The organism is Streptomyces sp. NPDC005393 (assembly GCF_040606675.1).
In the GTDB taxonomy this organism is placed as follows: domain Bacteria; phylum Actinomycetota; class Actinomycetes; order Streptomycetales; family Streptomycetaceae; genus Streptomyces.
The window spans coordinates 22,968-49,747 of sequence record NZ_JBEXFG010000008.1 but is presented as its reverse complement, the minus strand read 5'-3'; the positions used below and the strand labels follow the sequence as shown (position 1 = coordinate 49,747).

Here is a 26,780-nt window from a genome sequence, read left to right as displayed (position 1 = left end):
TCGTACCAGTCTGATCGTCTGACCTGCACCCCCGTGAACCGGGATTTTCCGAGGTGGGCGTCACCGTGCGAATGGGTGGATTCTGGAGATGACTGGAGGGAGCGGAGATGCGTATCGGTGTGCTGACCGGCGGCGGCGACTGCCCCGGGCTCAACGCGGCGATCCGCGCCATCGTCCGTAAGGGCGTCGAGGTGTACGGCTTCGACTTCGTCGGCATACGGGACGGCTGGCGCGGGGCGCTCGACGGCAGCATCGTGCCCCTGGACGTCCCGGCCGTACGCGGCATCCTCCCGCGCGGCGGCACCATCCTCGGCTCCTCCCGTACCAACCCGCTGGCCAGCGAGGACGGGGTGAGCCGGGTGCGGCAGACCCTCGCCGACCATGACGTGGACGCGCTCATCGCGATCGGCGGCGAGGACACGCTCGGGGTCGCCGCCGTACTCGCGGACCAGGGCATCAACATGGTCGGCGTGCCCAAGACCATCGACAACGACGTCGCGGGCACCGACTACACCTTCGGCTTCGACACCGCCGTCAATATCGCCACCGAGGCGATCGACCGTCTGCACACCACCGCCGAGTCCCACACCCGCACCCTGGTGGTCGAGGTGATGGGGCGGCACGCCGGCTGGATCGCCCTCCACTCGGGCATCGCGGGCGGTGCGAACGTCATCCTCATCCCCGAGCAGCCCTTCGACATCGGCCAGGTCTGCGGCTGGGTGGAGGACCGTTTCAAGATCAGGTACGCGCCGATCGTGGTGGTGGCGGAGGGGGCCGTCCCGAAGGCGGGACAGATGGTGGTCAAGGACTCGGCGCTCGACGAGTTCGGCCATGTGCGGCTGTCCGGCATCGGGGAGTGGCTGGCCCAGGAGATCGCCGACCACACCGGCAAGGAGGCCCGTACGACGGTCCTCGGGCATATCCAGCGCGGCGGGACGCCGAGCGCCTTCGATCGCTGGCTGGCCACGCGCTTCGGGCTGCGCGCGGTCGACACGGTCAAGGCGCGGGAGTTCGGCACGATGGTGGCCCTGCGCGGCACGGACATCGTGCGGATCCCGCTCGCGGAGGTGGCGGGGGACACCAAGACCGTCGATCCCTCGCTCTACGCCGAGTTCGGCGTGTTCTTCGGCTGACCTCGGGCTGTATCGGCTGGGCTCACGGCGCGACATGCGGTACGACCGCCACGGGGCAGCGGGCGTGGTGCAGTACGGCGTGGGCGACCGGCCCCAGCTGCCGCTCGGCCGGACGGGGGCTCGTACGGCGCCCCACGACCAGCAGCCGGGCCCGCTCCGAGGACGTCACCAGGGCCTGCGCCGGGTTGAGCAGGACCGCATCGGGCAGCACGGAGACCTCCGGATGTCTCTCCCGCCAGCCGCGCAGCGCGTCGGCGACCGCCTGGCTCTCCTGGTCCTCCCACGTCGCCCGCTCCTCCTCCAGGATGGTCAGCATCCAGGCGGACCGGGACGCCGGGGGCAGCGCCCACGCGTGGACGACCCGCAGCACGGCGTCCCGCTCACGGGCGGCGCGGAAGGCGAAGTCGGTCGTCTCGTCCACCGGGACGTGGGCGTTGAAGCCCAACTGCACCTCACCCGTATCGTCGCCCTCCGCCACGCCCTGCCGCTCCGCCCCGGGAACCATCACCACCGGGCAGTCCGCGGCCGACGTCACCCGCAGCGCCACGCACCCCACCGCCAGCCCGTCGAAGCCGCCCCAGCCGCGCGCCCCGACGACCAGCAGCCCGGCGCTCGCCGCGGCGGTGAGCAGCGCCTCGTCCGGTTCGGCGTCGGTGTGCTCGCCGCTGACGTCGAGGTCCGGGTGGCGGTCCGCGAACTCGGAGACGGTCCGCTGGAGCATCTGCTCGCCCACCTGCTGCCAGGCGTCCACCCCGGGCACGGGCGAGATCCTCCATGGCATCGGCGGAAAGGCGTGCACCAGCCGCAGCGCGGCCCCGCGGGCCACCGCCTCCCGCGCGGCCCACTCGGCCGCCGCGAGGCTGGGCCGCGATCCGTCGACCCCCGCTACGACCGGGCCGCTCATCGGCTCCTCCTCGGCTGCTCACCGTGCCTCCGCGCTCGCTGTGCCGTCCGCGAGCGCATGTGCGTACGTCCGTTTAGTCTAGATAAGAGCAGAACTTCCGCGCGGTCGGAGCGGACCTGCGGAGCAGACCGCGAGGGGCAGCAGCCGCCCCCGATCCGGGACACCGGACCGGGGGCGGTTCTGCGCGCGGCGGCCGGGGCGGGGGCCCGCCGGCCGCCAACTCCCCCGAAGGTGGGAGGAGATGTCAAGGTTTCGGGGGATGTGTGGGCCTCAGGGGTGAGCGCAGGATGGGGGCGAGGGTAGGGAAGGAGAGGTAAATGCGTTCGATCTCTTGGCACCTCACCTCGCGTCGTTCAGCTCTTGCCGTCGGATTCATCGGATTCGTCGTCTTCGTGGCCGCCGTGGTGGTCCTTGGGATGATCTCCTTCTCCGAAAAGGCATCCGGGAAGGCCGCCAGGAAGGGCTCGGTGGTCGAATACCGCCGGGAGCCGGTCGGAAGGACCTCGGTACCGGCGTTCACCGGCTCCGTCGGCCATGATCAGAAACGTCTGGTGTCGCCCTCCAACGGAGGCCGCGCCTTCCTGGGCAACACCCCCGGGCTCTACGCCGGGACCCCGAACCGCCGGCCCTGCGACCGTCAGGCGCTGATCCACGCCCTGCAGTCCGACTCGAAGAGGGGCGCCGCCTGGAGCCGGGTCCAGCACCTCCCGTCGGCCGACGCCATACCGGACTATGTCCACCGGCTCTCCGGCGTCGTCCTGCGCTCCGACACCTACGCGAAGACCTATGGCTACCGCGGTGGGGTGAAGCCGGTGTCCGCCGTCCTCCAGGCCGGTACGGCGGTCTTCGTCAATCAGCGCGGCGCGCCCGTCGTGAAGTGCGACTCCGGTAACCCCGTCAGGACGTCGGCCCCGCCGCGGAACGCCAAACCGACCTTCACCGGACCTGAGTGGAACGGCTTCTCCCGCGCGACGGTCACCGTCATCCAGCCGGCCCGGAAGGCCGTCAAGCGGATCGTCGTGGTGGGGGTCGCCAAGACCCAGCTCTTCAAGCGCGCGATCGGCGACGGAAACGGCGAGGGGGACGCGCGGGAGACGATCCTGGCGCGGGCCGACTACCCCGCCTATCTGGCGATGCCGGGCAAGCAGCACGCCCCGAAACTGCGCGAGGCGCCGAAGGTGCCCCGTACGCCGTCGGACCGGTTCACCCCGCTCGAGACCGAGCGCCCGTCCGGGACGCCTTCCGGCCAGTCGCAGTCGCAGCCCTCGGACCCGGGTCAGCAGCCCTCTGACCAGCCCTCGGACCCGAATCAGCAGCAGCAGCCGCAGCCGCAGCCGTCGGACCAGCCGTCCGATCCGAACGCGCAGCCCCAGCCGCAGCCCTCGGATCCGAACCAGCAGCAGCCGCCGGACCAGACCCAGCCGCCGGACCAGACCCAGCCGCCGGACCAGACCCAGCCGCCGGACCAGACCCAGCCGCCGAATCAGCCCCCGCCGAATCAGCCCCCGCCGAACCAGCCGCCCCCGCCGCCGCCTCCGCCCAACCAGCCTCCGCCGAATCAGCCTCCGCCCAACCAGCCCCCGCCGAACCAGCCCCCGCCGAACCAGCCCCCGCCGAACCAGCCCCCGCCGCAGCAGCCGCCGGACCAGAACCAGCAGCAGCCGCCCCAGCAGCCCCCGCCCTCCGGTCCCTGACCGGCGCCGCCGGCGGCGTCCGTTCGGCGCAACCCCCGGACGTCGGCCGCGCTCCCCGCCCCGCCCGGCGGCAGCATGGTGACCCATGGGCCTGCCCGCATTCCTGACCAGGACGATCAGGCTGTTCCTCGGCCGCGTGGACCGGCCGCTCCACCTCCAGGCGGCGGCCGTGGCCACGCTCGTTCTGGCTGTGGTCATGCTGCTCGGCTCGTACGCCGTCGTAGCGGCCGAACGCGACGCCCCCTCGGCGAACCTCACCAGCTACCCCCGGGCCCTGTGGTGGTCGGCCGAGACCGCCACCACGGTCGGCTACGGCGACTTCTACCCGGTGACGCTCCGGGGCCGGCTGATTGCCTGTCTGGTGATGTTCGTCGGGATCACCACCTACGGCGTGATCACCGCCGCCATCGCCGCCTGGTTCGTCGGCCGCGAAGAGAATCGCCGGCACCGTCTGGCCGAGGCGCTCCACGATCGTGTCGTGGGCGGCGAACGCCGCCTCTCCGCCGACGCCGAGGCGCTCCACGAACGTTTCGACCGTCTGGAGGACATGATCAGCGCGGTCGGTACCCCTCAGGGCGACGGCGATGACCTGACCCGCCGTAAAGGCCGCGCCCGCCCGGGAGACCAGAGCCGGGACCACTGACCCGGCCGCGGCGCAGGGCGCTGTTGCCCACCCCCGTGGGGCAGCGATGCCCGGCGCCCGCGGGACCGGGGCTCGGGACGGAACGGCGCACGAGATGTGCGGACCGCGGTTGTGATCCTGCACCGGACCTGAGGGCGTGTCAACTATCGTTGATCAGGCGTCATGGCTTTCGGGATTCTTTGGGAAGTAGCGTGTATATAGGGCGACTTGTTCGCAACGATCGTGCAGACCGAGGCCGCGGAGGGATCCCGGGCAGGGCCGGGTCGTTCTATGATCTGGCGTATGGCCGCCGACTCCCCACGCTCAGACGCGCCGGCTCGTCAGTCCGGCGAAGGTGAGGAGCTGGCGGAGTCCCTGGACTTCGCGGCGCGCTTCCGCCGGCTGATCTCGGTGATCTATCCGAAGGACCTCGGCCGCCCCTGGCGCGACTCCGAGATCGCCGAGGGGACCGGGCTGAGCGGGACCTACATCGGAAACCTCCGCAAGGGCTCCCAGAAGCCCAGCCTGGAGAACGCGGTGAAGATCGCGAAGTTCTTCGGCGTTCCGCTGGACTACTTCAGCGACTCCGCCACCGCCCAGGCCGTCGAGCGGGATCTGCAGACGATCGAGGCGCTGCGGGACGCCCGGGTGGAGCGCATCGCGATGCGGGCGGCCGGCCTGCCTCCCGCGATGCAGGACGCCGCCCTCACTGTCGTGGAACAGCTGCGCAGGGCGGTCGGCCTGCCCGACGGCGGCAACTCCGAGGCGTGACCGACTACCCAGTCCATGCCGTTGGGGCACTGGTGGCCGGCCGATGGGGAGCAGGACGTGCGGGATCTTGGACGGACCCGCCGCCGGATGCGCGCCATGGTCAGACAGCTGGACCTCCCCTCGATGACCACGGTGGAGGAGCTCAGCGCGGCGGTCGCCGACCGGGCCGGGCGCCCCATCCGGCTGGTTCCGCGGCAGATGCGGGTGGGCGAGCCGTCGGGCTTCGTCGAGCGCCGCGCGGAGACCGACGTGATCTACTTCGAGTGGGAGACCTCGGGGCTGCACCAGGCCCACATCATCTGCCATGAGCTCGCCCGTCTGCTGTGCGGCCATCTGGCCGAGCCCCCGCACGCGGACGAGGAGACGGCCCGGGTGGAACTGCCCACCATCGACGCCGATATGGTCCGGCTGATCCTCGGCAGCTCCCACTACGACGACGCGGCGGAAGCGGAGGCGGAGATCCTGGGGCCGAGCTGACGCGCATCCTCGTGCCGGCGCCCGGGGCAGGGACCACATCCCAACTGGCCCCCTCCTGGAGCACCGCAAGGGACAGCATGTCTGATACGCCCGAGGCACCGTTCACCATCGTCTACCTCACCATCAGCTCGGGCGCCTGGGCCGTCGCCGCTCTGAAGCTCCGGGCGTGGCGCCGGGATCCGTCCCGTGGCCTGCTGGTCGTCGCCCTGACCATCGCGGCGCCCTCGACCGCGTTCGTCGTGGCCGCGCCGGTGATGTACCGGCTCATCCACCGGTCTTGGGCCTCGGCCTGGCCACGCTGCTGGTCTATCTGGGCATCACGGGCTTCTCCGCGGGCGCCGTCGTAGCTCGAACCCCGCCCATCCCGGCCGGTACCTGCGTCCACAGGCCAAGCGGCGCCTGGCAGCACGGCTGTCCTGGGGGATGCCGTGCGCGGTGCTGGCGGCCGCCGACATGGCGCGGCCGAAGCCGCTGCCAACGGTCCAGACCCTGGTCGGGCCAACTGAGACCAGAAGTGAGACCAAAGATCACGAAGGGCCCCACCCGTGCGGGTGGGGCCCTTCGTTCTTCACAGCGGTAGCGGTGGGATTTGAACCCACGGAGGAGTTGCCCCCTCACACGCTTTCGAGGCGTGCTCCTTAGGCCGCTCGGACACGCTACCGAGGCAGAGCCTAGCGGACGGGTGGCCGGGATCCGAAATCGGTTCCGGTCAGGGGTTGCGGAAGAAGGCGGTGAGGGGGGCCGCGCATTCGGTGGGGAGGACGCCGGGGATGACCTCGGGGCGGTGGTTGAGGCGGCGGTCGCGGACGACGTCCCAGAGGGAGCCGACGGCGCCCGCCTTCTCGTCGACGGCGCCGTAGACCAGGCGGTCGACGCGGGACAGCACGATGGCGCCCGCGCACATGGTGCACGGCTCCAGGGTGACCACCAGGGTGCAGCCGGTCAGCCGCCAGCCGCCGAGGCGGCGGGCCGCGGCGCGCAGGGCGAGGACCTCGGCGTGGGCCGTGGGGTCGCCGTGGGCCTCGCGCTCGTTGCGGCCGCGGCCGAGTACCGAGCCGTCCGGGCCCAGCACGACGGCGCCGACCGGCACATCGCCTGTCTCCGGGGCCCGTACCGCCTCCTCCAGCGCCAGGCGCATCGGGGCGCGCCAGGGATCGCGCAGGGGGTCGGGGTCGGGGCCGGGCAGGAGGCCGGTCAGCGGATCGGTCATGACACCAGTGTGGGCGACGGGGTGGGGGTGGCCGCCGGGGGCGGTCAGCGCACCGCCTCCAGCCCCTCCATGCTGCAGCCCAGCATGTCGGCGATCGATTCGAGCGCGTCTCCGTCGAGGGCCTTCAGTTCCTTCTCGTCCATGCCGAGGTCGGCCAGGATGTCGCCGTCGCCGAGCGGGCCCACGGGGACCGGTGCGTCGGGGTCGGCGTCCTCGTCGTCCTGGTCGGGCTCGCCGTCCTCGGTGCCGTCCAGGTCGACGAGGCTGTCCAGGTCGTCGTCGGGGTCCCGGCCGAGCAGCTCGTCGGTGAGCATTGAGCCGTACGAGGTGCGGGCGGCCGCGGCCGCGTCCGATACGTAGATGTGCGGGTCGTCCTCGCCGTCCACGCGGACGACGCCGAACCACGCGTCTTCGTGCTCGATGAAGGCCAATACCGTGTCGTCGTCCTTGGAGGCCAAACGGGCGAGTTCGATCAGGTCCGTCAGGGTCTCCACGTCATCGAGCTCTGTGTCGCTCGCTTCCCACCCTTCTGCGGTGCGCGCGAGCAATGCGGCGAAGTACACCGTGACTCTCCCACTGGTCATAGGCGTGCCGGGGCGGGCGGGACAGTGCCCCGCCCCAATCGGAATCGTGGCAGAAACCGTCGCTTCGCGAGAGGTCTTCCGCGCTGCGTCGTGCACCAGTCCAAAGAGATGTGGCTCACTCGGACCGAAACGGACCGGCCCCAAGGTCCTCTCACGCGACCGGGCTGCGGCTTACCGGGAGAACGTCCGCATATGTATCGCCTGGCGGATCCGGGCCGCGCGGGCCCGCTGCGGGCGCACCCGGTCGCGTACCGCTCTGGCCTCGTTCAGCGCGCGCAGAAAGCGGTCGCGACGGCGCCGGCGGTCCGCGGCGCTCTCTTTCCCGGTGGCGTCTGCCATGGGCTGCATCACCCCTCGGGGCCGAGGTCTCGCCCGGGGAGGGTCCGGGCACTCCTGCCCACTTTCCCCCGAAACGGCGGTTTGATGCCACTGATCCCGCTACGGCGACGGACCGCCGACGAGAGGGGTTGCCGGCGGCAGCTGAGGTCACAGGGCTCGGTTAGTGTCGTTGCCATGCGGATCCACGTCGTCGACCACCCGCTGGTGGCGCACAAACTCACCACGCTGCGCGACAAGCGCACCGACTCCCCCACCTTCCGGCGGCTCGCCGACGAGCTGGTGACTCTGCTCGCGTACGAGGCCACGCGCGATGTGCGCACCGAGCAGGTCGACATCCACACCCCGGTGACGGCCACGACCGGGGTGCGGCTGTCGCATCCGCGCCCCCTGGTGGTGCCGATCCTGCGGGCGGGCCTCGGGATGCTGGACGGCATGGTGCGGCTGCTGCCCACCGCCGAGGTCGGCTTCCTCGGCATGATCCGCGACGAGGAGACGCTCCAGGCGTCCACGTACGCCACCCGGATGCCCGATGACCTCTCCGGCCGTCAGGTGTACGTCCTGGACCCGATGCTCGCGACCGGCGGGACGCTCGTCGCGGCGATCAAGGAGCTGATAGCGCGGGGCGCCGACGATGTCACCGCCCTGTGTCTGCTGGCGGCGCCCGAGGGCGTCGAGCTCATGGAGCGCGAGCTGGCGGGCGCGCCGGTGACGGTGGTCACCTCGTCCGTCGACGAGCGGCTCAATGAGCAGGGGTACATCGTTCCGGGGCTCGGCGACGCGGGCGACCGGATGTACGGGGCCGCGGGTTAGGCCCCGTAAGCCCCGTACGGCCGCCGCGCCACCGGTCGCGGCGCCACCGGTCGCGGCGCCACCGGTCGCGGCTGCGTCGGCCGCGGCGTCATGGGCCGTGGCGTCAGCGGCAGGCTGATCCGGAGGGCGCGGGCGAGGGCCTGGCCAGGGCGGCCAGCGCCTTGTCTGCGTCCTTCTGCTTCACCAGGTCCTTGAAGCCATTGCCGATGATCAGATCGACGTCCTTGCCCTTGCGCGCGTCGTTCTTGGTCTGAGCGCCCACGAGCTGGGTGCCGAGCACATTGAAGGCTCCTTGGGTGGCCGCCGGGGCGCCGAGCAGTATCCCGGGGGCCTTGACCTTCTTGTCGTACGCGGCGGGGGCGTTGCCCACCTCCCCGATCCTGAAGCCGCGCTTCTTCAGCTCGTCGGCGGTGTCCTTGGCGAGGCCGGAGCGCGGTGTCGCGTTGTAGACGTTGACGGTGATCTGGGCGGGCTTCGGCAGGGTCTTGGCCGGATGGTCGGTCTTCGGGTGCTCGTCGTGGCGCTTGTCGCCGCGCTTGCAGTCCTCGGTGCCGTGCGCCGTGCGGACCGTATCGCCGCTGCCGCTGCCGCCGGAGAAGACGTCGATGAGCTGAAGCGTTCCCCAGCCGACCAGGCCGAGCGCCACGACCGAGCCGAAGGCGGTGAACGCCAGCCGCCGGCGGCCGCGCGGCCGGCTCATACGCGGATAACGGTCACCCGTGATGCGGTATTTTCCGCCCATGCCGGGAGGGGTCAGCATGCTCATATGCGCAGAGTAGTGCGGCCTGGTGGCGATGCCTACTAAATGATCAATGGTTGGTGCTCAGGCCAACCCGAAAGGGCCAACGCGTGACGCCGGGCTGTACCCGGTGTGCGGCGGTCAGCTCAGTTCCAGGACGCGCGCGTGCAGCACCTGGCGCTGCTGGAGCGCGGCGCGCACCGCCCGGTGCAGCCCGTCCTCCAGATAGAGGTCGCCCTGCCATTTCACGACATGGGCGAAGAGGTCCCCGTAGAACGTCGAGTCCTCCGCGAGCAGCGTCTCCAGATCGAGCTGCTGCTTCGTCGTGACCAGTTGGTCAAGACGTACCGGGCGTGGGGCGACATCCGCCCACTGGCGGGTCGATTCCCGGCCGTGGTCGGGATAGGGCCGACCGTTTCCGATGCGCTTGAAGATCACACGGAAAGCCTACCGGGCAAGCGGCACCCGGCGCAGCCAAGGCGCGGGAGTGCCCCGCCGGGCCGTTACCACACCGGGAACAAAATAGGAAAAAACTCGCAAGAGGGGCTAGGCGCCCCAGGGGGGTCGGAGTAACGTGAATAACAGCCTGCGGGGCGAGCGAGGGAGCTCGACCGGAGAGACGTTCAAATACAGAGGACTCTGGTCCTCCAGAGAACATCTTCTAGATGGTTTGGCTGAGAGGCCTGAAGGTCGGGGAGACCGGAAGGCGACCTCCACTACCTGATACGGACAATGCCGCCGAAGGGAGCCCACCTCGTAGGTTTTTCGCTGCCCGGATCCGGACGCGGTCGCCGCGTCCGGTTGCGCTGCCCGTACGGGCGCCCAAGCATGGCTGCATGCGCTGTCTGGTCACCGGAGCCACCGGCTATATCGGCGGCAGGCTGGTGCCCGAGCTGCTGGCGGCGGGGCATCAGGTGCGCTGTGTGGCCCGCTCGCCCGGGAAGCTGCGCGATTACCCCTGGTCGGGCCGGGTGGAGATCGTCCGCGGCGATGTGACGGACGAGGAGTCGCTGGGCGCCGCGATGGAGGGCGTGGACGTCGCGTACTACCTGGTCCACGCGCTGGGCACCGGACCCGGCTTCGAGGAGACCGACCGCCGGGCCGCCCGGAACTTCGGCGAGCGGGCGCGCGCCGCCGGGGTACGGCGGATCGTCTATCTCGGCGGGCTGACCCCGGCCGGGGTGGATGAGCGCGAGCTGTCGCCGCATCTGCGTTCACGGGCCGAGGTGGGGCGGATCCTGCTGGACTCCGGGGTGCCGACCGCCGTCCTGCGGGCCGGGGTGATCATCGGCTCGGGTTCGGCGTCGTTCGAGATGCTGCGCTATCTCTCCGAGCGGCTGCCGCTCATGGTGACGCCGCGCTGGGTACGCACCCGCACCCAGCCGATCGCCGTCCGCGATGTGCTGCGCGCGCTCGTGGGCTGCGCCGGGCTGCCGGACGACGTGCACCGCGCCTTCGACATCGGCGGGCCCGACATTCTCACCTACCGGGACATGATGCGGCGGTACGCGGCCGTCGCCGGGCTGCGCCGACGGCTCATCGCGCCCGTGCCGGTGCTCTCGCCGAGGCTCTCCAGCCTGTGGGTCGGCCTGGTCACCCCGGTGCCGGGCTCCATCGCCCGCCCGCTGGTGGAGTCGCTGCGCCATGAAGTGGTGTGCGCCGAACGGGATCTCGCCCGCTCTGTGCCGGATCCGCCGGGCGGGCTGCTCGGCGTCGACCGGGCGCTGGAGCTGGCCCTGCGGCGTATCGGTGACGCGGACGTGGCCACCCGCTGGTCCTCCGCCGCCACCCCCGGCGCGCCCAGCGATCCGCTGCCGACCGACCCCGACTGGTCGGGCGGCAGCCTCTATACGGACCTCCGCGAGCGGACCGTGGCCGCCTCCCCGCGGGATGTATGGCGGGTGGTGGAGGGGATCGGCGGTGAGAACGGGTGGTACTCGCTGCCGCTCGCCTGGGCGCTGCGCGGCTGGATCGACACCCTGGTGGGCGGCGTCGGGCTGCGCCGGGGCCGCCGGGACGCGACCCGGCTGCGGGTCGGGGACAGCCTCGACTTCTGGCGGGTGGAGGAGGTCCTGCCGCCGCGTCTGCTGCGGCTGCGGGCCGAGATGCGGCTGCCGGGCCTCGCCTGGCTGGAGATGAGGGTCGACCGGGACGCGGAGGGCCGGACGGTGTACCGGCAGCGGGCGCTGTTCCATCCGCGCGGTCTCGCCGGGCAGCTCTACTGGTGGGGCGTCTCGCCCTTCCACGCCCTGGTGTTCGGGGGCATGGCCCGTAACATCGCCGCCAAGGCGGAGACGGACGGGGCCGGTACGGACGCGACCGCATCCGTATGACGTGTCCGGCCCGGCGCCCCGTGGCCTCAGCCGCCCGCCTTCCGCAGCCCGTCGAGCGCGATGTTCAGATGGCGCGGCCCGCGCAGCACCGCGTTGCGCCGGTACGTCGGCGGGTCCTCCAGCAGCCGCGGGTTGTCGAGCCGGCGGGCCAGTTCGGTCAGCGCGAGCTGCGCCTCCAGCCGGGCCAGCGGTGCGCCGAAGCAGTAGTGGATGCCGCTGCCGAAGCCGAGATGCTGGTTGTCCTTGCGCCGCGGATCGAACCGGTCGGGGTCCGGGAAGCGCTGCGGATCGCGGTTGCCGGAGGCCAGCATGAGCCAGACGGACGCGCCCTTGGGGATCGTCACGCCGGCGATGTCGATGTCCGCGAGCGGGGTGCGCTGGGGCAGCATCTGCACCGGCGGGTCGAACCGCAGCAGCTCCTCCACCATCGGGACCACCAGATGGGGGACCTCGCGCAGCCGGGCCAGCACATCGGGGTTGCGCAGCAGCGTCAGCATGCCATTGGTGATGAGGTTGACGGTGGTCTCGTGGCCCGCAACCAGGAGCAGCGAGGCGGTACTCAGCAGCTCCGCATGGGTCATCCGGCCCTCCGGGCCGCGCCCGGCGACCAGGGCGGAGAGCATGTCGTCGCCGGGCGCGCGGCGGCGCTCCTCGATCAGTTCGGACAGATACAGGCCCAGTTCGGTGCGGGCCTGCCGGGTGACGCGCTGCCGCTCGGCGGGGTCCTTCCCCGGGTCGGGGTCCAGGCTGATGGCCAGGATGTCGGCCCAGGTGTGGAAGCGCGGCTCGTCCTCCCGTGGCACCCCGAGCAGCCGGCAGATCACCGTCACGGGGAAGGGGTACGCGAAGTGGTCGACGAGGTCGATCCGGTCCCGGCCCTCGAAGCCGTCGATGAGCTCGGCGATGATCCGGGAGAGCTCGCCGCGCATGTCGTGGATCCGGCGGGGGGTGTGCGGGGGGCCGAAGGGGGACATCGCGAGCCCGCGCAGCCGGTCGTGCTCGGGCGGGTCGAGCCGCAGGAAGCTGGGCGGCAGACCCGGGTCCTCCTCCTCGGCGACGAGGTCGGCGGCCCGGGGGTCCAGATTGCGCGCGTCGGAGCTGATCCGCGGATCGTGCAGCAGGGCATGGACCTCCCAGTACGTACTGACGACATACGGGCCCTTCTCCTCGTGCAGCACGGGTGTCTTGCGCAGCTCGGCGTAGATGGGGTACGGGTCGGCGCGATAGGCGTAGTCGGTGATCTTCCACAGAAGCGAGCCTTGCGTCTGGGTCATGGCTCTCGTTCCTTCGATCAGGGGCTCGGTCAGGCCCGCGCGGGGGTGAAGGTCGTGATCCGCCGGTCGCTCGGCGAGTAGCCGCAGACCGTGACGGTCGCCCCATGGGTGGGCAGCGAGGGGTCCGGGAAGCCGGCCACGACCGGCTGCAGTCCCTCGGCCCGGCGGTCCACGGTGGTGTCGTGCGGCGGGAAGGGCGCCGCCGTTTCGATCAGCCGCTGGTAGTAGTCCAGCCATTTGGCCTGGTCGAAGGTGACGGCGGCGATGACCCGGTCCTGGTAGCCGTATACGGCGGCGAAGCGGCGCTCGGCGAGCGAGCCCTGGGCGATCAGGACCTCCTCGCCGAGGGACGGGACCCCGACCGACTTGATGTTGACCCTGAACTGGGCGGACCAGAAGGCGGGGACCCACAGATGCGGCCGGCGGTCGGCGCTCGCGCTGATCATGTTGTGCGCCGCGACCTCGGCCTGGGCGACGGCGTTGCCCCAGTGCTCCAGGGAGAGGAACTCATAGCCGAAGAGCGGATGCGGGGAGCGGGCGACGTCACCGGCCACGAAGATGTCATCGGTGACGATGCCGCATACGTCGAAGGCACGGCAGCCGGCGTCGCAGGCGATCCCCCGGGGGCCCGCGCCGAGCCCGGAGCCGGTCAGCCACTCCGTATTACGGGTGGCGCCGAGCGAGACCACCGCGATGTCGACGTCCACGGCGGTGCCGTCGGACAGATGGGCCCGCCGCAGCCGTCCGGCCGCGTCGCCCTCCAGCCCGGTGACCATGACGCCGCAGCGCAGATCCACGCCATGGGCACGCTGGAGTCCGGCGGCCACCGCGCCGAGCACGCCGCCGAGCGCGCCCACCAGGGGCGCCGGTCCGCGCTCGGCCACGGTGACCGCCAGCCCCTGCTCACGGCAGGCGGAGGCGATCTCCGAACCGGTGAAGCCCGCGCCGATGACCAGCACCCGGCGCGGCCCGGCCATGAGCCGCCGGTACAGCGCGGTCGCGTCCTGCCGGGTGCGGAGCACGAAGACCCCGTCCAGTTCGGCCTCCAGCGGATGCGGCCACGGCCGGGCGCGGACGCCGGTCGTGATCAGCAGCCGGTCGTACGCCACCTCGTCGCCGTCGGCCAGCCGCACCCGCTGGGCCGTCATGTCCAGTCCGGTGGCGGCCACACCGAGCCGCCAGTGCGCGTCCAGCGCACGGCGCCGGGGGAGCGCGGTGTGGTCCGCGGTGGCCTTGCCCAGCAGGACCTGCTTGGACAGCGGCGGCCGGTCGTACGGCTCGTACGGCTCATCGCCGATCAGCGTGAGCGACCCCGCGAACCCCTCCTCCCGCAGGGTCTCCGCCGCCCGCAGCCCCGCCAGCGAGGCGCCCACGATCACGATCCGCCCCTCGCGGCGCAGCGCCTCCAGGGAGCCGTTACCGGACACCGGAGACCTCGTCCCGCTCCACCAGGATGGCCTGCACCGGACATGCCGTCGCCGCGCGCGCCACGTTCTCCCGCTGGGTGTCGTCCGGGTGCGGGTGGTAGAGCAGCGCCTCCTCGCCGTGCAGGGTGAACACGTCGGGCGCGAGGAAGGCGCACTGCGCATACCCCTGGCATCGGTTGAGATCGACGACGAGCCTCATCAGGAGCCCTGCCCTTCGTGCCGGTCGGGCCGTCGGCGCCGTCCCGCCTCCCTGGGGCAGGCGGCCCCGGCAGCGGGTCGTCCCGGTCGTCCCCCTCGGTTCAGCATGGGCGAAGCGGTACGGACTCGCGCGTACAGCCTGGCCAAAGGGGTGGGCCGCGGGGCGCGCACGGGGTCCTGAGCGCTCTGTACGATGTAGCGCCGCGCGCCCGCCGGGTAAGCGCGCCCGGGTGCGGGCGGCGCGGCTGGAAGGAGACGGTGTGACGGACCAGGACCGGACCGGCGGGGCCGGCCGGCCCCGGCGCCCCCGTCGGCGCGGCCAGGGCGAACTCGAGGCACAGGTGCTCGCGGCGCTGCGGCAGGCGCCCGGACCGGTGACCGCCGCATGGGTGCAGGAGCGGATCGAGGGCGACCTCGCGTACACCACGGTCGTGACCATCCTGTCCCGGCTTCAGGCCAAGCAGGCCGTGACCCGTGAACGCGCGGGCCGGTCCTTCGTCTGGCGGGCGGCCTCCGACGAGGCGGGGCTCGCCGCGCTGCGCATGCGCCGGGTGCTGGACGGCCAGGTCGACCGAGAGGCGGTCCTCGCCAGCTTTGTGACCGGGCTGACCCAGGATGACGAGCGGCTGCTGCGCCACCTGCTGAACGACGCGGCGGAGGAGCCGGAGGACGACTGACCGATGGGTGTCTTCGTCTTCCTCCCGCTCGTCCTGCCGTTAACGGCGCTGCCGATCGCCCGGCCGGCCGAACAGCATCTCCATCCGCGCGGCGCCACCCGGCTGCTGTCGCTCGTCGGCGCCGTCCTCGCGGTGTGCTCCACGCTCTGCCTGGGGCTGCTGGTGGTCGTCGGCACCGCCCAACTGCCGGGCAACCCGCTGCCGGACAGGGCCTACAGGTCGAACTCGGCCGGGGGCAGGTCGAGGGCGTAGCACGCCTCGCGGACCAGGGCCTGCTCGGTCTTGTCGAAGTCGCCGTCGGCCCCGCCGATGACGATGCCGATCTGGATGACGGCGCGCGCCTCGGCCGGCTTCTTCTTGGCCTTGGCGACCTCCTGGAACACGCTGACCTTGCCGAACTCGAAGTCCGTCGTCAGCTTGTCGAGGTAGTCGGCGAAGCGCCGGTGCAGATCGTCGGCGGGGAAGTTCTGCAGCACCTCATTGGTGGCGATCAGCTGGGCGACGCGCTGCCGCTCGGCCGGCTCGATCGTGCCGTCCGCCGCCGCCACCAGCGCGCACATCGCCATGCTGGCGTCGCGAAACGCGCCGCTCTTCAAGTCGTTCTTCTTCGCGAGGAGCTGAGTCTGCATCGACTGGGCGGAATCCTTGATGCGGTCCCACAGGGCCATAACCACTCCGTTAGGGTCTCGTCACTACCTCTACAACACTGTAGAAGCTAGCAGGTTCCCGAAGAGCGGTGGTGGTAAAGGCGTTTCCGTCCCGGGTGCGCCGTGGCGAGGGGTGGCGGTGGTCAGCGGGGGCCGGATTCGCCCTGGGCGGTTTCGATGGTGCCGTGGAGGTCGGCCGCCGCGTCGAGAGCCGAGCCGGCGGAGACGCACAGGCACAGGAGGACCGCCGCGGCGGCCGGCCGGCGGGTCCGGGGTGCCGGGCGCCGGGTCGACGGATCGCCGTGGAGGAGGGCGGCCACCCGGCGGGGGACCGGGCCGGTGGCCGCCGCGGGGGCGATGCGCGGGCGGTGGGGGGCGGGCGCCGCCGCGCCCGCGAGGGCCGCGCGGCCGATCGCGCGGGCGGTGAGGCTCCGGTCGCCGACGGCCGTGGCGGCCGCCTCGTCCGCCCAGCGCTCCAGCGCGTACGCCAGCGGCGCGCGCAGCCCGCGCAGCAGCGGATGGCAGACGGCGGCCAGTTCGGCGGCGGCGAGGAAGAGGTGGTGGCGGCCCGTGAGATGGGCGCGTTCATGGGCGAACAGCGCCTCCCGCTCCGCGCCGTCCAACGCCCGCAGCATGCCCGCGGTCACCACGATCCGCCCCGGGCGGCCGGGGAGTGCGAAGGCCTCGGGCCGGGCGTCACCGAGCACCGTCAGATCGCCCGCCGAGCCGTGCGTCGCGGCCGCCGCCCGCCGCGCGGCGGCCAGTTCGCCCGCCTGGCTCCGTACGGTCCGTACGACGGCGACCGCGCACGCGGTGAGCAGCGCGCCCGCCGCCCAGGTCACGGGCGGGGAGGCCGCCGGGCCGTCGCCGACCAGCGGCAGGGTCAGATCGTCGAGCGCGGCCACCGGGCCCAGCCGCAGCGCTCCGGCCGCGCACAGCAGGGCGAGCGCCGCCGCGCTGCACCCGGCCAGCACGACGCCGCAGACCGCCAGCAGCCAGGCGGCCGGGCGGGGCTGGAGGACGCCCGCGAGTCGGCGGGCGGCGGGGACCACGAGCAGGGGCATCAGAAGAGGGGCCCAGACGGCATAGATCATCCGGCCGCCCCCGGGAGGCGGGGGCCGCCCGCGCCGCCGTTGCCGGCGTCGCTTTCGCTGTCGCCGTCGCCGCCGTCGAGGAGCGAGCGCAGCAGCCGCTCGTCGTCGTCGCTCAGCTCGGAGACGAAGCGGGCCAGGACCGTTTCGCGGTCCTCCTCCTTCTCCAGCTCCGAGCGCATCCGGCGGGCGGTGAGGCCCGGGGAGTCCTGGGTGGGGGTGTAGGCGTAGCCGCGGCCGGCGCGGGCGCGGGCGACGGCGCCCTTGTCGTGCAGCCGGGTGAGGATCGTGGTGACCGTAGTACGGGCGAGGGCGCCGCCGAGCGTGCGCTGGACGTCGGCCGGTGTCAAGGGCCCGTCGGCGGCCCACAGCGCCGCCAGAACGCTCGCTTCGAGCTCACCCGACGACCGTCGGCCCGCGCTCGCCCCGGGGTTCGGCCCGGCGTCCGGCTCCGCCATGGGGCACGCTCCCTCCGCCTGGTTCGTCTACGTGACTGTAGTCGTTCGCGTGGCGCGCCACCCGACACGCCCCGCGACCCATTATGAGAGCGGCCCTCCCGGGCCGATGCCCCGCCACCAGGACCGCGCGGGCCATGCCAAGCGGCGGGCGCGAGGTGACGGGGGCCGAAAAGGGGGTGTCGTTCATGTGACTAATGCGGCTGTCGGATAGCCGGGAAGGGCCCTGGGTAGGGCGGAGCCGACCAGCGCGTGTGTCGTACGGCACCCGCACCGTCGCACGGAGAGGTGCCGGCCCACCAGTGACACAGCCCTTTCAACTCCCCGACTTCTACATGCCGTATCCGGCGCGGCTGAACCCCCATGTCCAGGAGGCACGGGAGCACTCCGCCCAGTGGGCCCGCGAGATGGGAATGCTCGAGGGCTCGGGAATCTGGGAGGGGAAGGACCTCGACTCCCACGACTACGCCCTGCTGTGCGCGTACACCCACCCCGACTGCCCCGGCGCGGAGCTGTCGCTGGTCACGGACTGGTACGTGTGGGTGTTCTTCTTCGACGACCACTTCCTGGAGAAGTTCAAGCGCTCCCAGGACCGCGAGGGCGGCAAGGCCTATCTGGACCGGCTGCCCGCCTTCATGCCGATGGACCCCGCCGCCGAGGTCCCCGAGCCCACCAACCCGGTCGAGGCGGGCCTGAAGGACCTGTGGGCGCGTACGGTGCCGACGATGTCGCGGGACTGGAGGGCCCGGTTCCGCGAGTCCACCGAGAATCTGCTCAACGAGTCGCTCTGGGAGCTCTCCAACATCAACGCGGGCCGGATCCCCAACCCGGTCGAGTACATCGAGATGCGCCGTAAGGTCGGCGGCGCGCCGTGGTCGGCCGGGCTGGTCGAGCACGCGGTGGGCGCCGAGGTGCCGGCGCCGATCGCCGGGGCCCGGCCGATGCGGGTGGTGCGGGACGCCTTCTCGGACGGGGTGCATCTGCGCAACGACCTGTTCTCGTACCAGCGGGAGATCGAGGACGAGGGCGAGCTGAGCAATGGCGTCCTGGTCCTGGAGACCTTCCTGGGCTGCACCACCCAGCAGGCGGCGGACGCCGTCAATGAGCTGCTGACCTCACGGCTCCAGCAGTTCGAGAACACGACGCTCACCGAGCTCGGCCCGCTCTTCGCCGAGCACGGTCTGGACCCGGTGGCGTGCGCGGGCGTGCTGGCGTACGTCAAGGGGCTCCAGGACTGGCAGTCGGGCGGCCATGAGTGGCACATGCGCTCCAGCCGCTATATGAACGGCGCGGGCGAGGGCTCCGCGCCCGCGGCCCGGTCCCCCTTCGCCCCCTTCGCCCCTTTCGCGCTCACCGGCCTCGGCGTCTCGGCGGCGAACCTCCGGCCGACGACCGGCCGGGCCGAGGCGGCCAGGGCGCGCGGTTTCAGCCATGTCCCGTTCCGGAAGGTCGGGCCGTCCCGGCTGCCGGACTTCTTCATGCCCTTCACCCTCCGGCTCAACCCGCATCTGGAGAGCGCGCGCCGCAATCTGGTCGAGTGGTCGCACCGGATGGGCCTTCTCGAACCGCAGCCCGGCGTCCCCCACTCCTACGTCTGGGACGAGCACCGGCTCCTCGCCGCCGATCTCCCGCTGTGCGCGGCGGGCATCCACCCCGACGGCCCGGCCGACGAGCTCGATCTCGCGTCGGGCTGGCTGGCCTGGGGCACCTACGCGGACGACTACTACCCGGCGGTCTTCGGCCGCACCCGCGATCTGGCCGCCGCCAAGGCGTGCAACGCCCGGCTCGGGGCCTTCATGCCGCTCGACGCGGGCCCCGCCCCGGCCCCGGCGAACGCGCTGGAGCGCGGGCTCGCCGATCTGTGGCGCCGTACGGCGGGGCCGATGGACGACACCGCGCGGCGCACCTTCCGCACGGCCATCGAGGACATGATCGCCAGCTGGCTGTGGGAGCTGGCCAACCAGGCGCAGAACCGGATCCCCGACCCCGTCGACTACATCGAGATGCGCCGGCTGACCTTCGGCTCCGACCTGACGATGAGCCTGTGCCGGCTGGCCCGTGGGCAGCGGGTCCCGCCCGAGATCTACCGCAGTGGGCCGGTCCGTTCGCTGGAGAACGCCGCCGTCGACTACGCGACCCTGCTCAACGACGTCTTCTCGTACCAGAAGGAGATCGAGTTCGAGGGCGAGGTCCACAACGGCGTCCTCGTCGTCCAGAACTTCTTCGACTGCGACTACCCGAGCGGCCTCGCCATCGTCCATGACCTGATGACCTCCCGGATGCGGCAGTTCCAGCATGTCGCGGCGCATGAGTTCCCGGTCCTGTACGACGACTTCGATCTGGGGCCGGAGGCCCGGAGCGCCATGGACGGGTACGTACGGGAGTTGCAGAACTGGATGACCGGGATCATGAACTGGCACCGGGAGGTGGCCCGGTACAAGGAGGACGAGCTGCACTACGAACTCCAGCCCCCGGCCGGGGCCAAAGCCCCCGAGCGGCTGCCGCTCCAGTGGCTCGGCCCCACCGGGCTCGGGACCTCCGCCGCGCGGATTCCGCTGTCCGCCGGAGCGCGTCCGTAACGGCTGCGGCCGTATCGGCCGGCGTCCGTACGTCCGTAGCGGCTGCGTCCGTGCGGCCGCCTCCGCGACGTTTCGGGGACCCGATCCCGGAAACCCGGCCAGTGAACGCGACAACGTCGAAAGGAGTTACCGATGAGCACGGTGCGGGAGTCCGTCGAGGTTGCGGTTCCGCTGCACACGGCCTACAACCAGTGGACGCAGTTCACCGAGTTCCCACGGTTCATGGAAGGCGTGGACCAGGTCACCCAGGTGGACGACCGGCACAACCACTGGACCACCTCCATCGCCGGTGTGCACCGGGAGTTCGACACGGAGATCGTCGACCAGCTTCCCGACGAGCGCATCGCATGGCGTACGACCGGTGGCGGTGTCCAGCAGCAGGGCCTGGTGACCTTCAAACCGCTGGACCCCCACCACACCCGGGTGGAGCTGGCCATGGTCTTCCAGCCGAATGGCGTGGCGGAGAAGGCCGCGGACATGACCGGCATTCTCGACCACCGGGTGAAGGGCGACCTGCGGCGGTTCAAGGACTTCATCGAGCACCGCGGTGCGGAAGAGGGCGCCTGGCGCGGCCGGATCACCCCCGGCTGACCGGGCAGGGCGAGGCCGAGGGCGCCGCCGATGGCGGGTCGGCGCTCTCGGCGTGCGCGCAGGCCCTCGGCGTGCGGCCGGGGTTCTCGGCGTGCGGTCAGGGGCCTCGGCGTGCGGCCGGGGCCCTCGGCGTGCGGCGGCCGGCGTGCCGACCCGCCGCCCGGGGAAGCGTCTTGCCTGCCGTAGTGCGGCGGGCGCAAGCTGGTCATATGGGTGCTCAGGCGGGCCCTACGCTCATCACATCCGTGCAGCGAGCCTTCCGCTTGATGGAAGCCGTGGGCGCGCATGAGGGCGGTGCGCCGGCGAAACGACTGGCACGTGAGGTGGGGCTGCCGCTGGCCACCACGTACCACCTGCTGCGGACCCTGGTCCACGACGGCTATGTCAGCCGGCTGGCCGACGGCGGTTTCGTCGTCGGCGACCGGCTGCACACCCTGCAGGCCAGCAGCCGGGACCAGGCGCTGCTCAGCCGGGTCCGGCCCACCCTCGCCGCGCTGCGCGACCAACTGTCGGCCGCCGCCTACCTCACCTTCTACGAGGAGGGCGAGATCCGGGTCGCGGAGATCGTCGACGGCCCCCGGGCGCCCCGGGTCGACCTGTGGGTGGGGTTCGAGGACGCCGGGCACGCCACCGCGCTCGGCAAGTGCGTGCTGCGGGAGCTGGACGACGACGCCCGCGAGGAGTACCTCTCCCGCCATCCGCTGGCGGATCTCACCCCCCGCACCATCACCCGCCGCGCCGAGCTGCTGCGCCGGCTCGACGACACGTCCGCCACGCCCCTCGTCGCGGATCGGGAGGAATACGCCGTCGGCACGGTGTGCTTCGCGGTGCCGGTGTACAGCGGGGACCGGCTCGGTTCGCTCGGGATCTCGCTCCAGGCGGCCCAGCTCTCCCGGCTTGAGGACCCGCTCGATGTGCTCCAGGGGGCGCTGATCTCGACGGCGAGCCGCGTGACCAGGGGGCTTTCGCTCACTATCTGAAAACGTCGCCCTTGTGGCCTGCGGCAAATCCTTGCTTCTCTGGATGAAACGGACATTACGGCACCCGCCCGTCAGCCCGTCGGCCAGCCGGCCCGTCAGCGCCCCGAGCGGAGAGAGAGCAGCGAAGCAGGACATGATCCAGGCCCGAATCCCCCTGCGTGACCCGGACCAGCCCCAAGCCCCCGCGCGCTGCGCCGCCGCGGTGCCCGTACTGATCATCACTGTGGTGGCCGTCCTCGACCGCCTCACCCCCGTCGGGATGAGCTGGCTGCCGCTGCTCGCCGTCGGCCCCGCGCTGGCCGCCGCCACCTGCAGGCCGTGCGGCGTGCTGCGGATCGGCTTCATCGCCGTGGCGGTGGGCGCGGTGCTGGGTGTCCTGGGTGGCGCGCCGGTGCACGAGCAGGCGATCGTCCTGTCCGCGCTGGCCGCCGTGACCCTCGCGAGCTGTCTGGCCAGCCTGTTGCGCCAACGCCGCGAACGGGTGCTCGCGGCCGTCCGCTCGGTCGCCGAGGCCGCTCAGAACGCCCTGCTCCGGCCGGTCCCCGCCCGCGTCGGCCAGTTCCAGGTGGCGGTCCGCTACAGCGCCGCCGCGGCCGAGGCCCGGGTGGGCGGCGACCTCTACGCACTGGTGCCCACGCCGTACGGGATCCGGCTGATCGTCGGCGATGTGCGTGGCAAGGGGCTGCCCGCCGTCAGCACCGCCGCCCTCGTCCTCGGCGTCTTCCGCGAGGCCGCCTACGACGAACCGGATCTGCTCGATGTCGTCGGCAGGATCGAGCGCAGCCTGTCGCGGAATCTCGCCGCCGACGACTTCGTCACCGCCGTGGTCGCCGGATACCCCCGCTCCGGGCGGATGGAGCTCGTCAACTGCGGCCACGCCCCGCCGCTGCTGGTCAGCCCGTCGGGCGTCATCCCCGTCGAGCCGACCCGCCCGGCCCCGCCGCTGGGGCTCGCCTCCCTCGGCGGCGAGACGCCGACCCTCCAGGTGGTGCCGTTCGCCGACGGTGACCAGCTGCTCCTCTACACCGACGGGGTCATCGAGGCGCGCGACCAGGACCGGGAGTACTTCCCGCTGATGGAGCGGGTACCGCGGCACATCTGCGACGAACCCTCCCGTACGCTGGCGGCGCTCCACGACGAACTGCTGGCCCATGTGGGCGGTCGGCTCCACGACGACGCGGCGCTGCTGCTGCTCCGTAAGCCGGTCTCCAGCGGGGTGCCCGCGGCGGCCGAGGTACGGATGTCCTGAGCGGACTCCGTTGTCACACCGGCTCGTTCGCGCGGGTCACCCCCGTGGCACCCCTGACACCCCTGGGTCGCGGCGGAAGGTGACCCGATGGACGAGAACGAATCGGCCTGGCCGCGGCCGTGAACAGCCTGCTGGACGTACGGCTGGAGTACCGCACCGGGCGCGTGCTCTCGCGCTCCACCTCGGGCAATTGACGCATTCGGGCGCGCAGCAGCGCGTCGATCGCGCGCGAAATCTCCGTGCTCCCACCCCCCGGCATGCTGCGTGTTCCGTACCCTTGCGAACGGGTTCGGGAAACCACTACCTGTCTGGGGGCAAAGTACTGGTCCGGACGGGATCGTTCCTGGGTGAAATCGGATCGTTTCTAGACGACTCCCTGCGCGGCCATGGCCTCCGCGACCCGCAGGAAACCTGCGGCGTTCGCGCCGAGGGCGTAGTCGTCGGGGGAACCGTAGCGGTCGGCGGTGGTGCGGCACAGGGTGTGGACGTCGGTCATGACGGCGGCGAGGCGGGCTTCGGTCTGGGCGAAGGTCCAGCGGTCGCGGGCGGCGTTCTGCTGCATCTCCAGGGCCGAGGTGGCCACTCCGCCGGCGTTGGCGGCCTTGCCGGGGCCGAAGAGGACATCGGCTTCCCGGAGAATCTTGACGGCCTCGGGGGTGCAGGGCATGTTGGCGCCCTCGGCCACGGCCTGTACGCCGTTCTTGACGAGGGCGATCGCGCTCTGCTCGTCCAGCTCGTTCTGGGTGGCGCAGGGCAGGGCCACCTCGCAGGGCACGTCGAACAGTGAGCCGCGGGCGGAGAAGACGGCGCCCGGCCTGGCCTCGGCGTAGGCGGAGATCCGCTCGCGGCGGTCCTCCTTGACCTCCTTGAGCAGATCGAGGTCGATTCCCTTCTCGTCGACCACATAGCCGAAGGAGTCGGAGCACGCCACCACGCGGCCACCGAGCGCGTGGACCTTCTCGATGGCGTAGATCGCCACATTGCCGGAGCCGGAGATGGTCACCGTACGTCCGTCGAACCGCTTGCCCCGGGTGCGCAGCATCTCCTGGGTGAAGTGGACGGTGCCGTACCCCGTGGCCTCGGTGCGCGCGTACGAACCGCCCCAGCCGACCGGCTTGCCGGTCAGGACGCCGGCCTCGAAGCGGTTGGTCACCCGCTTGTACTGGCCGAAGAGATAGCCGATCTCGCGGGCGCCCACCCCGATGTCCCCGGCCGGTACGTCGGTGTGCTCGCCCAGATGCCGGTGGAGTTCGGTCATGAAGGACTGGCAGAAGCGCATGACCTCGGCGTCGGAGCGCCTCTTGGGGTCGAAGTCGGCGCCGCCCTTGCCACCGCCGATCGCGAGGCCCGTCAGCGCGTTCTTGAAGATCTGCTCGAAGCCGAGGAACTTCACGATGCCCAGGTTGACGCTGGGATGGAAGCGCAGGCCTCCCTTGTACGGACCCAGCGCGCTGTTGAACTCCACGCGGAAGCCGCGGTTCACCTGGACGACGCCGCGGTCGTCGACCCAGGGCACCCGGAAGATGATCTGCCGCTCCGGTTCGCACAGCCGCTCCACGATCCGGGCGTCGAGATACTCCGGATGCGCGGCGAGCACGGGCTCGAGGGCCGGCAGGACCTCGAGCGCCGCCTGATGGAACTCCGCCTCTCCGGGGTTACGGCGCACGAGCTGCGCGTACGCGTCCTCGATACGGGCGCTGACGTCCATGGTTGCCTTCCTGTCAGTTCAGTGAGCGCGACGTCCAGGATGTTGTTCCCGGCGGGATTCACCGTGGCAGCGCGCGTGGCTTCGGTGATCGAACCGATGCACGGGTGGGTCACCCCTCATATGCCCTGCCCTGCCCCCGGGTAGGCCGGTGCGTGTGCCTCCATGCGTTGCGGATCCCCGGCGTGCGTCGGGTTGTTGCGCTTGGTGCCGCGGAGGGGGAGTCGTCGTTCATGGAACCGCTGCGCGCGGACGACCCACGGCGAATCGGCCCGTACGACGCCGTCGCCCGGTTCGCCACGGAGGACGGCGGCCGGGTACCGGTGCCGGAGCGTCGTTTCCTCGCACGGTTGCCGGGCGGAAACCGTACGGTCGTGATCAGCATGCCGCTGCCCGGCGCGGACGTGGGGCGGTTCGCCTACGCGGCGAGCGGCGAGCGGGCGTACGACGGCGGGCACGTGGCCGCGGTCCAGTACGAAATGGTCCACGGAGAGCCGAACCTGTCGCAGGTGCCGGAGCCGGTACGCGCGCTCGTCGCCCCATGTCTCGCCGAGGACCCCGCTCATCGCCCCCTCCCGCAGCAGGTCGAGGCGGCCTTCGCCCCTCCGCCCGGCACCCGGCGCGGTGCCAAGGCCGTCTGGCGGCTGGGCGGGTTGGCCGCCGACATCAAGCGGCGCGACTCCGCGGCATGGCCGAGCGTGGCCGGTGACGGCCGCGAAGTGGCCCGCTGCGTCGTGGGCGCGGCCAACGACGGCGGCGGGGAACGTCTCGCCGGCGTCCTCGATTCAGCGATGCCCCTCCACGTCGCACGCGGGCGTGGGGGCAGGGTCAGCCCTCGTGGGTCAGGCCGTCCGGGCCTGCGAGGACGAGCTGGGTCAGCGGTGTGCCGTCGCCCGAGTCGAGGGTGACGCGGTACAGCCCGCTCGCGGGCACGGTGACGCGCGCCGCGAGGTCGTCCTCGTCGCCGTACAGGGCGGCGCGGGTCCTGAAGCCGGCCTCCGCCCCCACCTCCTCGACGGTGCACTCGAGCCCCGCTGGGCTGTCCGCGCCGTGCACGCGGAGCGTCCAGTCGGTATCGGGGGTGACGAAGTCCGGCACCTGCAGTCCCAGGCCCGCCGCGGCCTGGGTGGGGCCCAAGTGCTCGTCCTCCTCCAGAAACGAGGTGACCGCCTCCATCGCGGCCTCGCCCTTGGCGAGCGTGCCGTGCTGGAGGGCGAACGGCACGGTGGCGCGGGTCGGGGAGGCCGACTCCTTGTGCACCGTTCCGTCGCCCGCGACATCGAAGCGGCGCGGGGCGCCATCGGCGTCCCGCATCAACTCGCCGTCCCGGTGCTGCCGGTAGCAGTGCTCGAAGGGGACGACGATGCCGTCGCGAAGGGCCAGCGACTGCATCGTGCGCTGGCTGATGCCGACGACCGTACGGTGCCCGGGCAGGGTACGACCGCGCAGACGGTCATGGAACGCCTGCGACTCCAGCGCCAGGTCCTTGTCCCCGCCGAGGTCGGCGATGTCCACCGGGGTGAGCCGCCGGACGTTCATGCCCTCGTCCAGGCAGGGGTACGTCGGCAGCAGATCGTGCAGGCCCGGCATGGTCAAGGCCAGCCGCCTGAGCCTGCCGTGCGGAAGCGGAACCGGCGCCCCCTGGCCGGTGTTGAGAATCACGGTGGCGGCGACCGCGCCCTGGAAGGGTGTGCCGAGGGTGAGCACGCCCCTGGTGTCGCGCGCCAGGTCACCGTCCGGCCCGTTGCTGAGCGCGGCGAGCGTGAGCAGGCCGCCCATGGAGTGAGCGACGAAGACGAGCCGGCCCTCCCGCTCGTCGACACGGTGTGCGCGGGCCGCGGTGTGCGCGGGGTGCCCGCGCCATCGCTCCAGGTGTTCACGCGCCGCCTCGGCGAGGAAGCGGGCGTTCGTGGCGACAGGAAGCCGCCAGTCGTACGGGAACTCCAGGACCGCCTCCGGGGCGGCCACGCTCATGGTGACGGTCCGGACCAGCTTGGTGTAGGGCTCCACACCACGCAGGACGGGGCTCCAGGCAGGTGTCCGCAGCAGACGCCGGGCCCGGATGCGGCCCAGGCGGCCCTCACGTTCGTCGGGGGTGAGGTGCAGCGGGCTCAGTCCGCCGGGTGCCGTCCACGCCTTCAGCAGCCAACGGGGGTTCGACAAGCCCCAGACGACGGCGTCTCTCTCCGTGTCGTACAACTCGCTGCCCATGATGCCGGGTACCACGACAACGGCGTCCTGGGTCGTGTTCGGGGACACGCCGGGGAGGCGGTGGGGCCGTTCGGCTGCGG

28 protein-coding genes, 1 tRNA gene and 1 pseudogene are annotated in these 26,780 nt (G+C 72.0%); 15 read left to right on the top strand and 15 right to left on the bottom strand.

The features are described 5' to 3' along the window. Positions 1-107 precede the first annotated feature (107 nt). Complete coding sequence (locus ABZS71_RS10205; protein ID WP_355849827.1) at positions 108-1,133, top strand: 6-phosphofructokinase; 1,026 nt, start codon at positions 108-110, stop codon at positions 1,131-1,133. Positions 1,134-1,155: 22 nt separating this feature from the next. Here ABZS71_RS10205 and ABZS71_RS10200 read toward each other — a convergent pair whose 3' ends face one another. Beyond that, on the bottom strand, positions 1,156-2,037 hold the full coding sequence (locus ABZS71_RS10200) for a universal stress protein (RefSeq protein WP_356208761.1): 882 nt from the start codon (positions 2,035-2,037) through the stop codon (positions 1,156-1,158). 317 nt (positions 2,038-2,354) lie between these two features. On the opposite strand from ABZS71_RS10200, the gene ABZS71_RS10195 reads away from it, so the two are divergent. The 5 genes from ABZS71_RS10195 to ABZS71_RS10175 all read left to right on the top strand — a co-directional run bounded on the left by ABZS71_RS10195 (position 2,355) and on the right by ABZS71_RS10175 (position 5,948). Continuing rightward, positions 2,355-3,731 carry a DUF6777 domain-containing protein gene (locus tag ABZS71_RS10195; protein ID WP_356208759.1) on the top strand — a complete coding sequence of 459 codons (1,377 nt, stop codon included), beginning with the start codon at positions 2,355-2,357 and terminating at the stop codon, positions 3,729-3,731. Between the two features lie 85 nt (positions 3,732-3,816). Beyond that, entirely contained in the window at positions 3,817-4,374 is a 558-nt protein-coding gene (locus ABZS71_RS10190) for an ion channel (protein WP_356208757.1), read from the top strand. 282 nt (positions 4,375-4,656) lie between these two features. Beyond that, a complete protein-coding gene (locus tag ABZS71_RS10185; RefSeq protein WP_355849815.1) occupies positions 4,657-5,124 on the top strand; it encodes a helix-turn-helix transcriptional regulator in 468 nt (155 codons plus the stop codon). A 57-nt stretch (positions 5,125-5,181) separates the two neighbouring features. After that, the gene (locus tag ABZS71_RS10180) at positions 5,182-5,601 is read left to right on the top strand and encodes a hypothetical protein (RefSeq protein WP_356208755.1); all 420 of its coding nucleotides are present in this window, start codon (positions 5,182-5,184) and stop codon (positions 5,599-5,601) included. A 77-nt stretch (positions 5,602-5,678) separates the two neighbouring features. Further along, positions 5,679-5,948: a hypothetical protein gene (locus tag ABZS71_RS10175; RefSeq protein ID WP_356208754.1), complete on the top strand. Its 270-nt coding sequence runs from the start codon at positions 5,679-5,681 to the stop codon at positions 5,946-5,948. A gap of 227 nt (positions 5,949-6,175) precedes the next feature. On the opposite strand, the gene ABZS71_RS10170 is transcribed toward ABZS71_RS10175, so the two are convergent. From ABZS71_RS10170 to ABZS71_RS10155, 4 genes are all read right to left on the bottom strand, one after another. Then, a tRNA-Ser gene (locus ABZS71_RS10170) sits at positions 6,176-6,262 on the bottom strand. Between the two features lie 48 nt (positions 6,263-6,310). Next, positions 6,311-6,811: a tRNA adenosine(34) deaminase TadA gene (gene tadA, locus ABZS71_RS10165; protein ID WP_356208753.1), complete on the bottom strand. Its 501-nt coding sequence runs from the start codon at positions 6,809-6,811 to the stop codon at positions 6,311-6,313. Positions 6,812-6,855: 44 nt separating this feature from the next. Continuing rightward, positions 6,856-7,395, bottom strand: coding sequence for a hypothetical protein (locus tag ABZS71_RS10160; RefSeq protein ID WP_355849803.1), 540 nt, complete (start codon positions 7,393-7,395; stop codon positions 6,856-6,858). Between the two features lie 171 nt (positions 7,396-7,566). Then, on the bottom strand, positions 7,567-7,734 hold the full coding sequence (locus ABZS71_RS10155) for a hypothetical protein (RefSeq protein WP_356208864.1): 168 nt from the start codon (positions 7,732-7,734) through the stop codon (positions 7,567-7,569). Positions 7,735-7,908: 174 nt separating this feature from the next. On the opposite strand from ABZS71_RS10155, the gene upp reads away from it, so the two are divergent. After that, the gene (upp, locus tag ABZS71_RS10150) at positions 7,909-8,544 is read left to right on the top strand and encodes a uracil phosphoribosyltransferase (protein ID WP_355849797.1); all 636 of its coding nucleotides are present in this window, start codon (positions 7,909-7,911) and stop codon (positions 8,542-8,544) included. A gap of 103 nt (positions 8,545-8,647) precedes the next feature. Here the strand turns inward: upp and ABZS71_RS10145 are convergent, their stop codons facing one another. Further along, complete coding sequence (locus ABZS71_RS10145; RefSeq protein WP_356208751.1) at positions 8,648-9,310, bottom strand: LytR C-terminal domain-containing protein; 663 nt, start codon at positions 9,308-9,310, stop codon at positions 8,648-8,650. A 114-nt stretch (positions 9,311-9,424) separates the two neighbouring features. Then, complete coding sequence (locus ABZS71_RS10140; RefSeq protein WP_202275276.1) at positions 9,425-9,721, bottom strand: type II toxin-antitoxin system VapB family antitoxin; 297 nt, start codon at positions 9,719-9,721, stop codon at positions 9,425-9,427. 398 nt (positions 9,722-10,119) lie between these two features. Here ABZS71_RS10140 and ABZS71_RS10135 point away from each other — a divergent pair, with 398 nt between their 5' ends. Then, positions 10,120-11,616 (top strand): SDR family oxidoreductase, encoded by a 1,497-nt coding sequence (locus ABZS71_RS10135; protein WP_356208750.1) that lies wholly within the window; start codon positions 10,120-10,122, stop codon positions 11,614-11,616. Between the two features lie 26 nt (positions 11,617-11,642). Here the strand turns inward: ABZS71_RS10135 and ABZS71_RS10130 are convergent, their stop codons facing one another. Genes ABZS71_RS10130 through ABZS71_RS10120 form a run of 3 tightly spaced genes read right to left on the bottom strand, consistent with a single transcriptional unit; the run spans position 11,643 to position 14,516 of the window. Continuing rightward, on the bottom strand, positions 11,643-12,890 hold the full coding sequence (locus ABZS71_RS10130; RefSeq protein ID WP_356208748.1) for a cytochrome P450: 1,248 nt from the start codon (positions 12,888-12,890) through the stop codon (positions 11,643-11,645). Positions 12,891-12,919: 29 nt separating this feature from the next. Further along, the gene (locus ABZS71_RS10125) at positions 12,920-14,317 is read right to left on the bottom strand and encodes an FAD-dependent oxidoreductase (RefSeq protein ID WP_355849784.1); all 1,398 of its coding nucleotides are present in this window, start codon (positions 14,315-14,317) and stop codon (positions 12,920-12,922) included. Next, positions 14,307-14,516, bottom strand: coding sequence for a ferredoxin (locus ABZS71_RS10120; protein ID WP_356208747.1), 210 nt, complete (start codon positions 14,514-14,516; stop codon positions 14,307-14,309). The genes ABZS71_RS10125 and ABZS71_RS10120 overlap by 11 nt, the downstream gene beginning before the upstream one ends. Before the next feature lie 259 nt (positions 14,517-14,775). Between ABZS71_RS10120 and ABZS71_RS10115 the strand changes: the two genes are divergently transcribed. Together ABZS71_RS10115 and ABZS71_RS10110 are read left to right on the top strand one after the other, a co-directional pair. Further along, positions 14,776-15,192 (top strand): BlaI/MecI/CopY family transcriptional regulator, encoded by a 417-nt coding sequence (locus tag ABZS71_RS10115; RefSeq protein ID WP_355849778.1) that lies wholly within the window; start codon positions 14,776-14,778, stop codon positions 15,190-15,192. 3 nt (positions 15,193-15,195) lie between these two features. Then, positions 15,196-15,399, top strand: a pseudogene (locus ABZS71_RS10110) (M56 family peptidase); the annotation flags it as partial. A gap of 5 nt (positions 15,400-15,404) precedes the next feature. Here ABZS71_RS10110 and ABZS71_RS10105 read toward each other — a convergent pair. The 3 genes from ABZS71_RS10105 to ABZS71_RS10095 all read right to left on the bottom strand — a co-directional run bounded on the left by ABZS71_RS10105 (position 15,405) and on the right by ABZS71_RS10095 (position 17,388). After that, on the bottom strand, positions 15,405-15,860 hold the full coding sequence (locus tag ABZS71_RS10105) for a TerB family tellurite resistance protein (RefSeq protein ID WP_355849775.1): 456 nt from the start codon (positions 15,858-15,860) through the stop codon (positions 15,405-15,407). A gap of 122 nt (positions 15,861-15,982) precedes the next feature. Beyond that, complete coding sequence (locus tag ABZS71_RS10100) at positions 15,983-16,903, bottom strand: M56 family metallopeptidase (RefSeq protein WP_356208745.1); 921 nt, start codon at positions 16,901-16,903, stop codon at positions 15,983-15,985. Between the two features lie 26 nt (positions 16,904-16,929). Further along, positions 16,930-17,388, bottom strand: coding sequence for a BlaI/MecI/CopY family transcriptional regulator (locus tag ABZS71_RS10095; RefSeq protein ID WP_356208743.1), 459 nt, complete (start codon positions 17,386-17,388; stop codon positions 16,930-16,932). Between the two features lie 299 nt (positions 17,389-17,687). Between ABZS71_RS10095 and ABZS71_RS10090 the strand changes: the two genes are divergently transcribed. The 4 genes from ABZS71_RS10090 (at position 17,688) to ABZS71_RS10075 (ending at position 22,784) form a co-directional block, all read left to right on the top strand. Continuing rightward, positions 17,688-19,964 carry a family 2 encapsulin nanocompartment cargo protein terpene cyclase gene (locus ABZS71_RS10090; protein ID WP_356208742.1) on the top strand — a complete coding sequence of 759 codons (2,277 nt, stop codon included), beginning with the start codon at positions 17,688-17,690 and terminating at the stop codon, positions 19,962-19,964. A gap of 132 nt (positions 19,965-20,096) precedes the next feature. Then, complete coding sequence (locus ABZS71_RS10085; protein ID WP_355849763.1) at positions 20,097-20,555, top strand: SRPBCC family protein; 459 nt, start codon at positions 20,097-20,099, stop codon at positions 20,553-20,555. A 209-nt stretch (positions 20,556-20,764) separates the two neighbouring features. Beyond that, positions 20,765-21,535 (top strand): IclR family transcriptional regulator, encoded by a 771-nt coding sequence (locus ABZS71_RS10080; RefSeq protein ID WP_355849760.1) that lies wholly within the window; start codon positions 20,765-20,767, stop codon positions 21,533-21,535. 133 nt (positions 21,536-21,668) lie between these two features. Beyond that, positions 21,669-22,784 (top strand): PP2C family protein-serine/threonine phosphatase, encoded by a 1,116-nt coding sequence (locus ABZS71_RS10075; protein WP_356208740.1) that lies wholly within the window; start codon positions 21,669-21,671, stop codon positions 22,782-22,784. Positions 22,785-23,148: 364 nt separating this feature from the next. On the opposite strand, the gene gdhA is transcribed toward ABZS71_RS10075, so the two are convergent. Next, the gene (gene gdhA, locus ABZS71_RS10070) at positions 23,149-24,492 is read right to left on the bottom strand and encodes an NADP-specific glutamate dehydrogenase (RefSeq protein WP_356208738.1); all 1,344 of its coding nucleotides are present in this window, start codon (positions 24,490-24,492) and stop codon (positions 23,149-23,151) included. Between the two features lie 230 nt (positions 24,493-24,722). Here gdhA and ABZS71_RS10065 point away from each other — a divergent pair, with 230 nt between their 5' ends. Then, positions 24,723-25,397, top strand: a complete 675-nt coding sequence (locus ABZS71_RS10065) for a hypothetical protein (RefSeq protein WP_356208736.1) — start codon at positions 24,723-24,725, stop codon at positions 25,395-25,397. Here ABZS71_RS10065 and ABZS71_RS10060 read toward each other — a convergent pair. Further along, the gene (locus ABZS71_RS10060; protein WP_356208856.1) at positions 25,318-26,700 is read right to left on the bottom strand and encodes a hypothetical protein; all 1,383 of its coding nucleotides are present in this window, start codon (positions 26,698-26,700) and stop codon (positions 25,318-25,320) included. The two genes, ABZS71_RS10065 and ABZS71_RS10060, sit on opposite strands and share 80 nt — an antisense overlap. Between the last annotated feature and the right edge of the window lie 80 nt (positions 26,701-26,780).

Bases quoted from the DNA above. Each gene is read 5' to 3' on its own strand.
- ABZS71_RS10205 (WP_355849827.1), top strand. From the start codon at position 108: ATGCGTATCGGTGTGCTGACCGGCGGCGGCGACTGCCCCGGGCTCAAC.
- ABZS71_RS10200 (WP_356208761.1), bottom strand. From the start codon at position 2,037: ATGAGCGGCCCGGTCGTAGCGGGGGTCGACGGATCGCGGCCCAGCCTC.
- ABZS71_RS10195 (WP_356208759.1), top strand. From the start codon at position 2,355: ATGCGTTCGATCTCTTGGCACCTCACCTCGCGTCGTTCAGCTCTTGCC.
- ABZS71_RS10190 (WP_356208757.1), top strand. From the start codon at position 3,817: ATGGGCCTGCCCGCATTCCTGACCAGGACGATCAGGCTGTTCCTCGGC.
- ABZS71_RS10185 (WP_355849815.1), top strand. From the start codon at position 4,657: ATGGCCGCCGACTCCCCACGCTCAGACGCGCCGGCTCGTCAGTCCGGC.
- ABZS71_RS10175 (WP_356208754.1), top strand. From the start codon at position 5,679: ATGTCTGATACGCCCGAGGCACCGTTCACCATCGTCTACCTCACCATC.
- tadA (WP_356208753.1), bottom strand. From the start codon at position 6,811: ATGACCGATCCGCTGACCGGCCTCCTGCCCGGCCCCGACCCCGACCCC.
- ABZS71_RS10160 (WP_355849803.1), bottom strand. From the start codon at position 7,395: ATGACCAGTGGGAGAGTCACGGTGTACTTCGCCGCATTGCTCGCGCGC.
- ABZS71_RS10155 (WP_356208864.1), bottom strand. From the start codon at position 7,734: ATGGCAGACGCCACCGGGAAAGAGAGCGCCGCGGACCGCCGGCGCCGT.
- upp (WP_355849797.1), top strand. From the start codon at position 7,909: ATGCGGATCCACGTCGTCGACCACCCGCTGGTGGCGCACAAACTCACC.
- ABZS71_RS10145 (WP_356208751.1), bottom strand. From the start codon at position 9,310: ATGAGCATGCTGACCCCTCCCGGCATGGGCGGAAAATACCGCATCACG.
- ABZS71_RS10135 (WP_356208750.1), top strand. From the start codon at position 10,120: ATGCGCTGTCTGGTCACCGGAGCCACCGGCTATATCGGCGGCAGGCTG.
- ABZS71_RS10130 (WP_356208748.1), bottom strand. From the start codon at position 12,890: ATGACCCAGACGCAAGGCTCGCTTCTGTGGAAGATCACCGACTACGCC.
- ABZS71_RS10120 (WP_356208747.1), bottom strand. From the start codon at position 14,516: ATGAGGCTCGTCGTCGATCTCAACCGATGCCAGGGGTATGCGCAGTGC.
- ABZS71_RS10105 (WP_355849775.1), bottom strand. From the start codon at position 15,860: ATGGCCCTGTGGGACCGCATCAAGGATTCCGCCCAGTCGATGCAGACT.
- ABZS71_RS10100 (WP_356208745.1), bottom strand. From the start codon at position 16,903: ATGCCCCTGCTCGTGGTCCCCGCCGCCCGCCGACTCGCGGGCGTCCTC.
- ABZS71_RS10095 (WP_356208743.1), bottom strand. From the start codon at position 17,388: ATGGCGGAGCCGGACGCCGGGCCGAACCCCGGGGCGAGCGCGGGCCGA.
- ABZS71_RS10085 (WP_355849763.1), top strand. From the start codon at position 20,097: ATGAGCACGGTGCGGGAGTCCGTCGAGGTTGCGGTTCCGCTGCACACG.
- ABZS71_RS10080 (WP_355849760.1), top strand. From the start codon at position 20,765: ATGGGTGCTCAGGCGGGCCCTACGCTCATCACATCCGTGCAGCGAGCC.
- ABZS71_RS10075 (WP_356208740.1), top strand. From the start codon at position 21,669: ATGATCCAGGCCCGAATCCCCCTGCGTGACCCGGACCAGCCCCAAGCC.
- gdhA (WP_356208738.1), bottom strand. From the start codon at position 24,492: ATGGACGTCAGCGCCCGTATCGAGGACGCGTACGCGCAGCTCGTGCGC.
- ABZS71_RS10065 (WP_356208736.1), top strand. From the start codon at position 24,723: ATGGAACCGCTGCGCGCGGACGACCCACGGCGAATCGGCCCGTACGAC.
- ABZS71_RS10060 (WP_356208856.1), bottom strand. From the start codon at position 26,700: ATGGGCAGCGAGTTGTACGACACGGAGAGAGACGCCGTCGTCTGGGGC.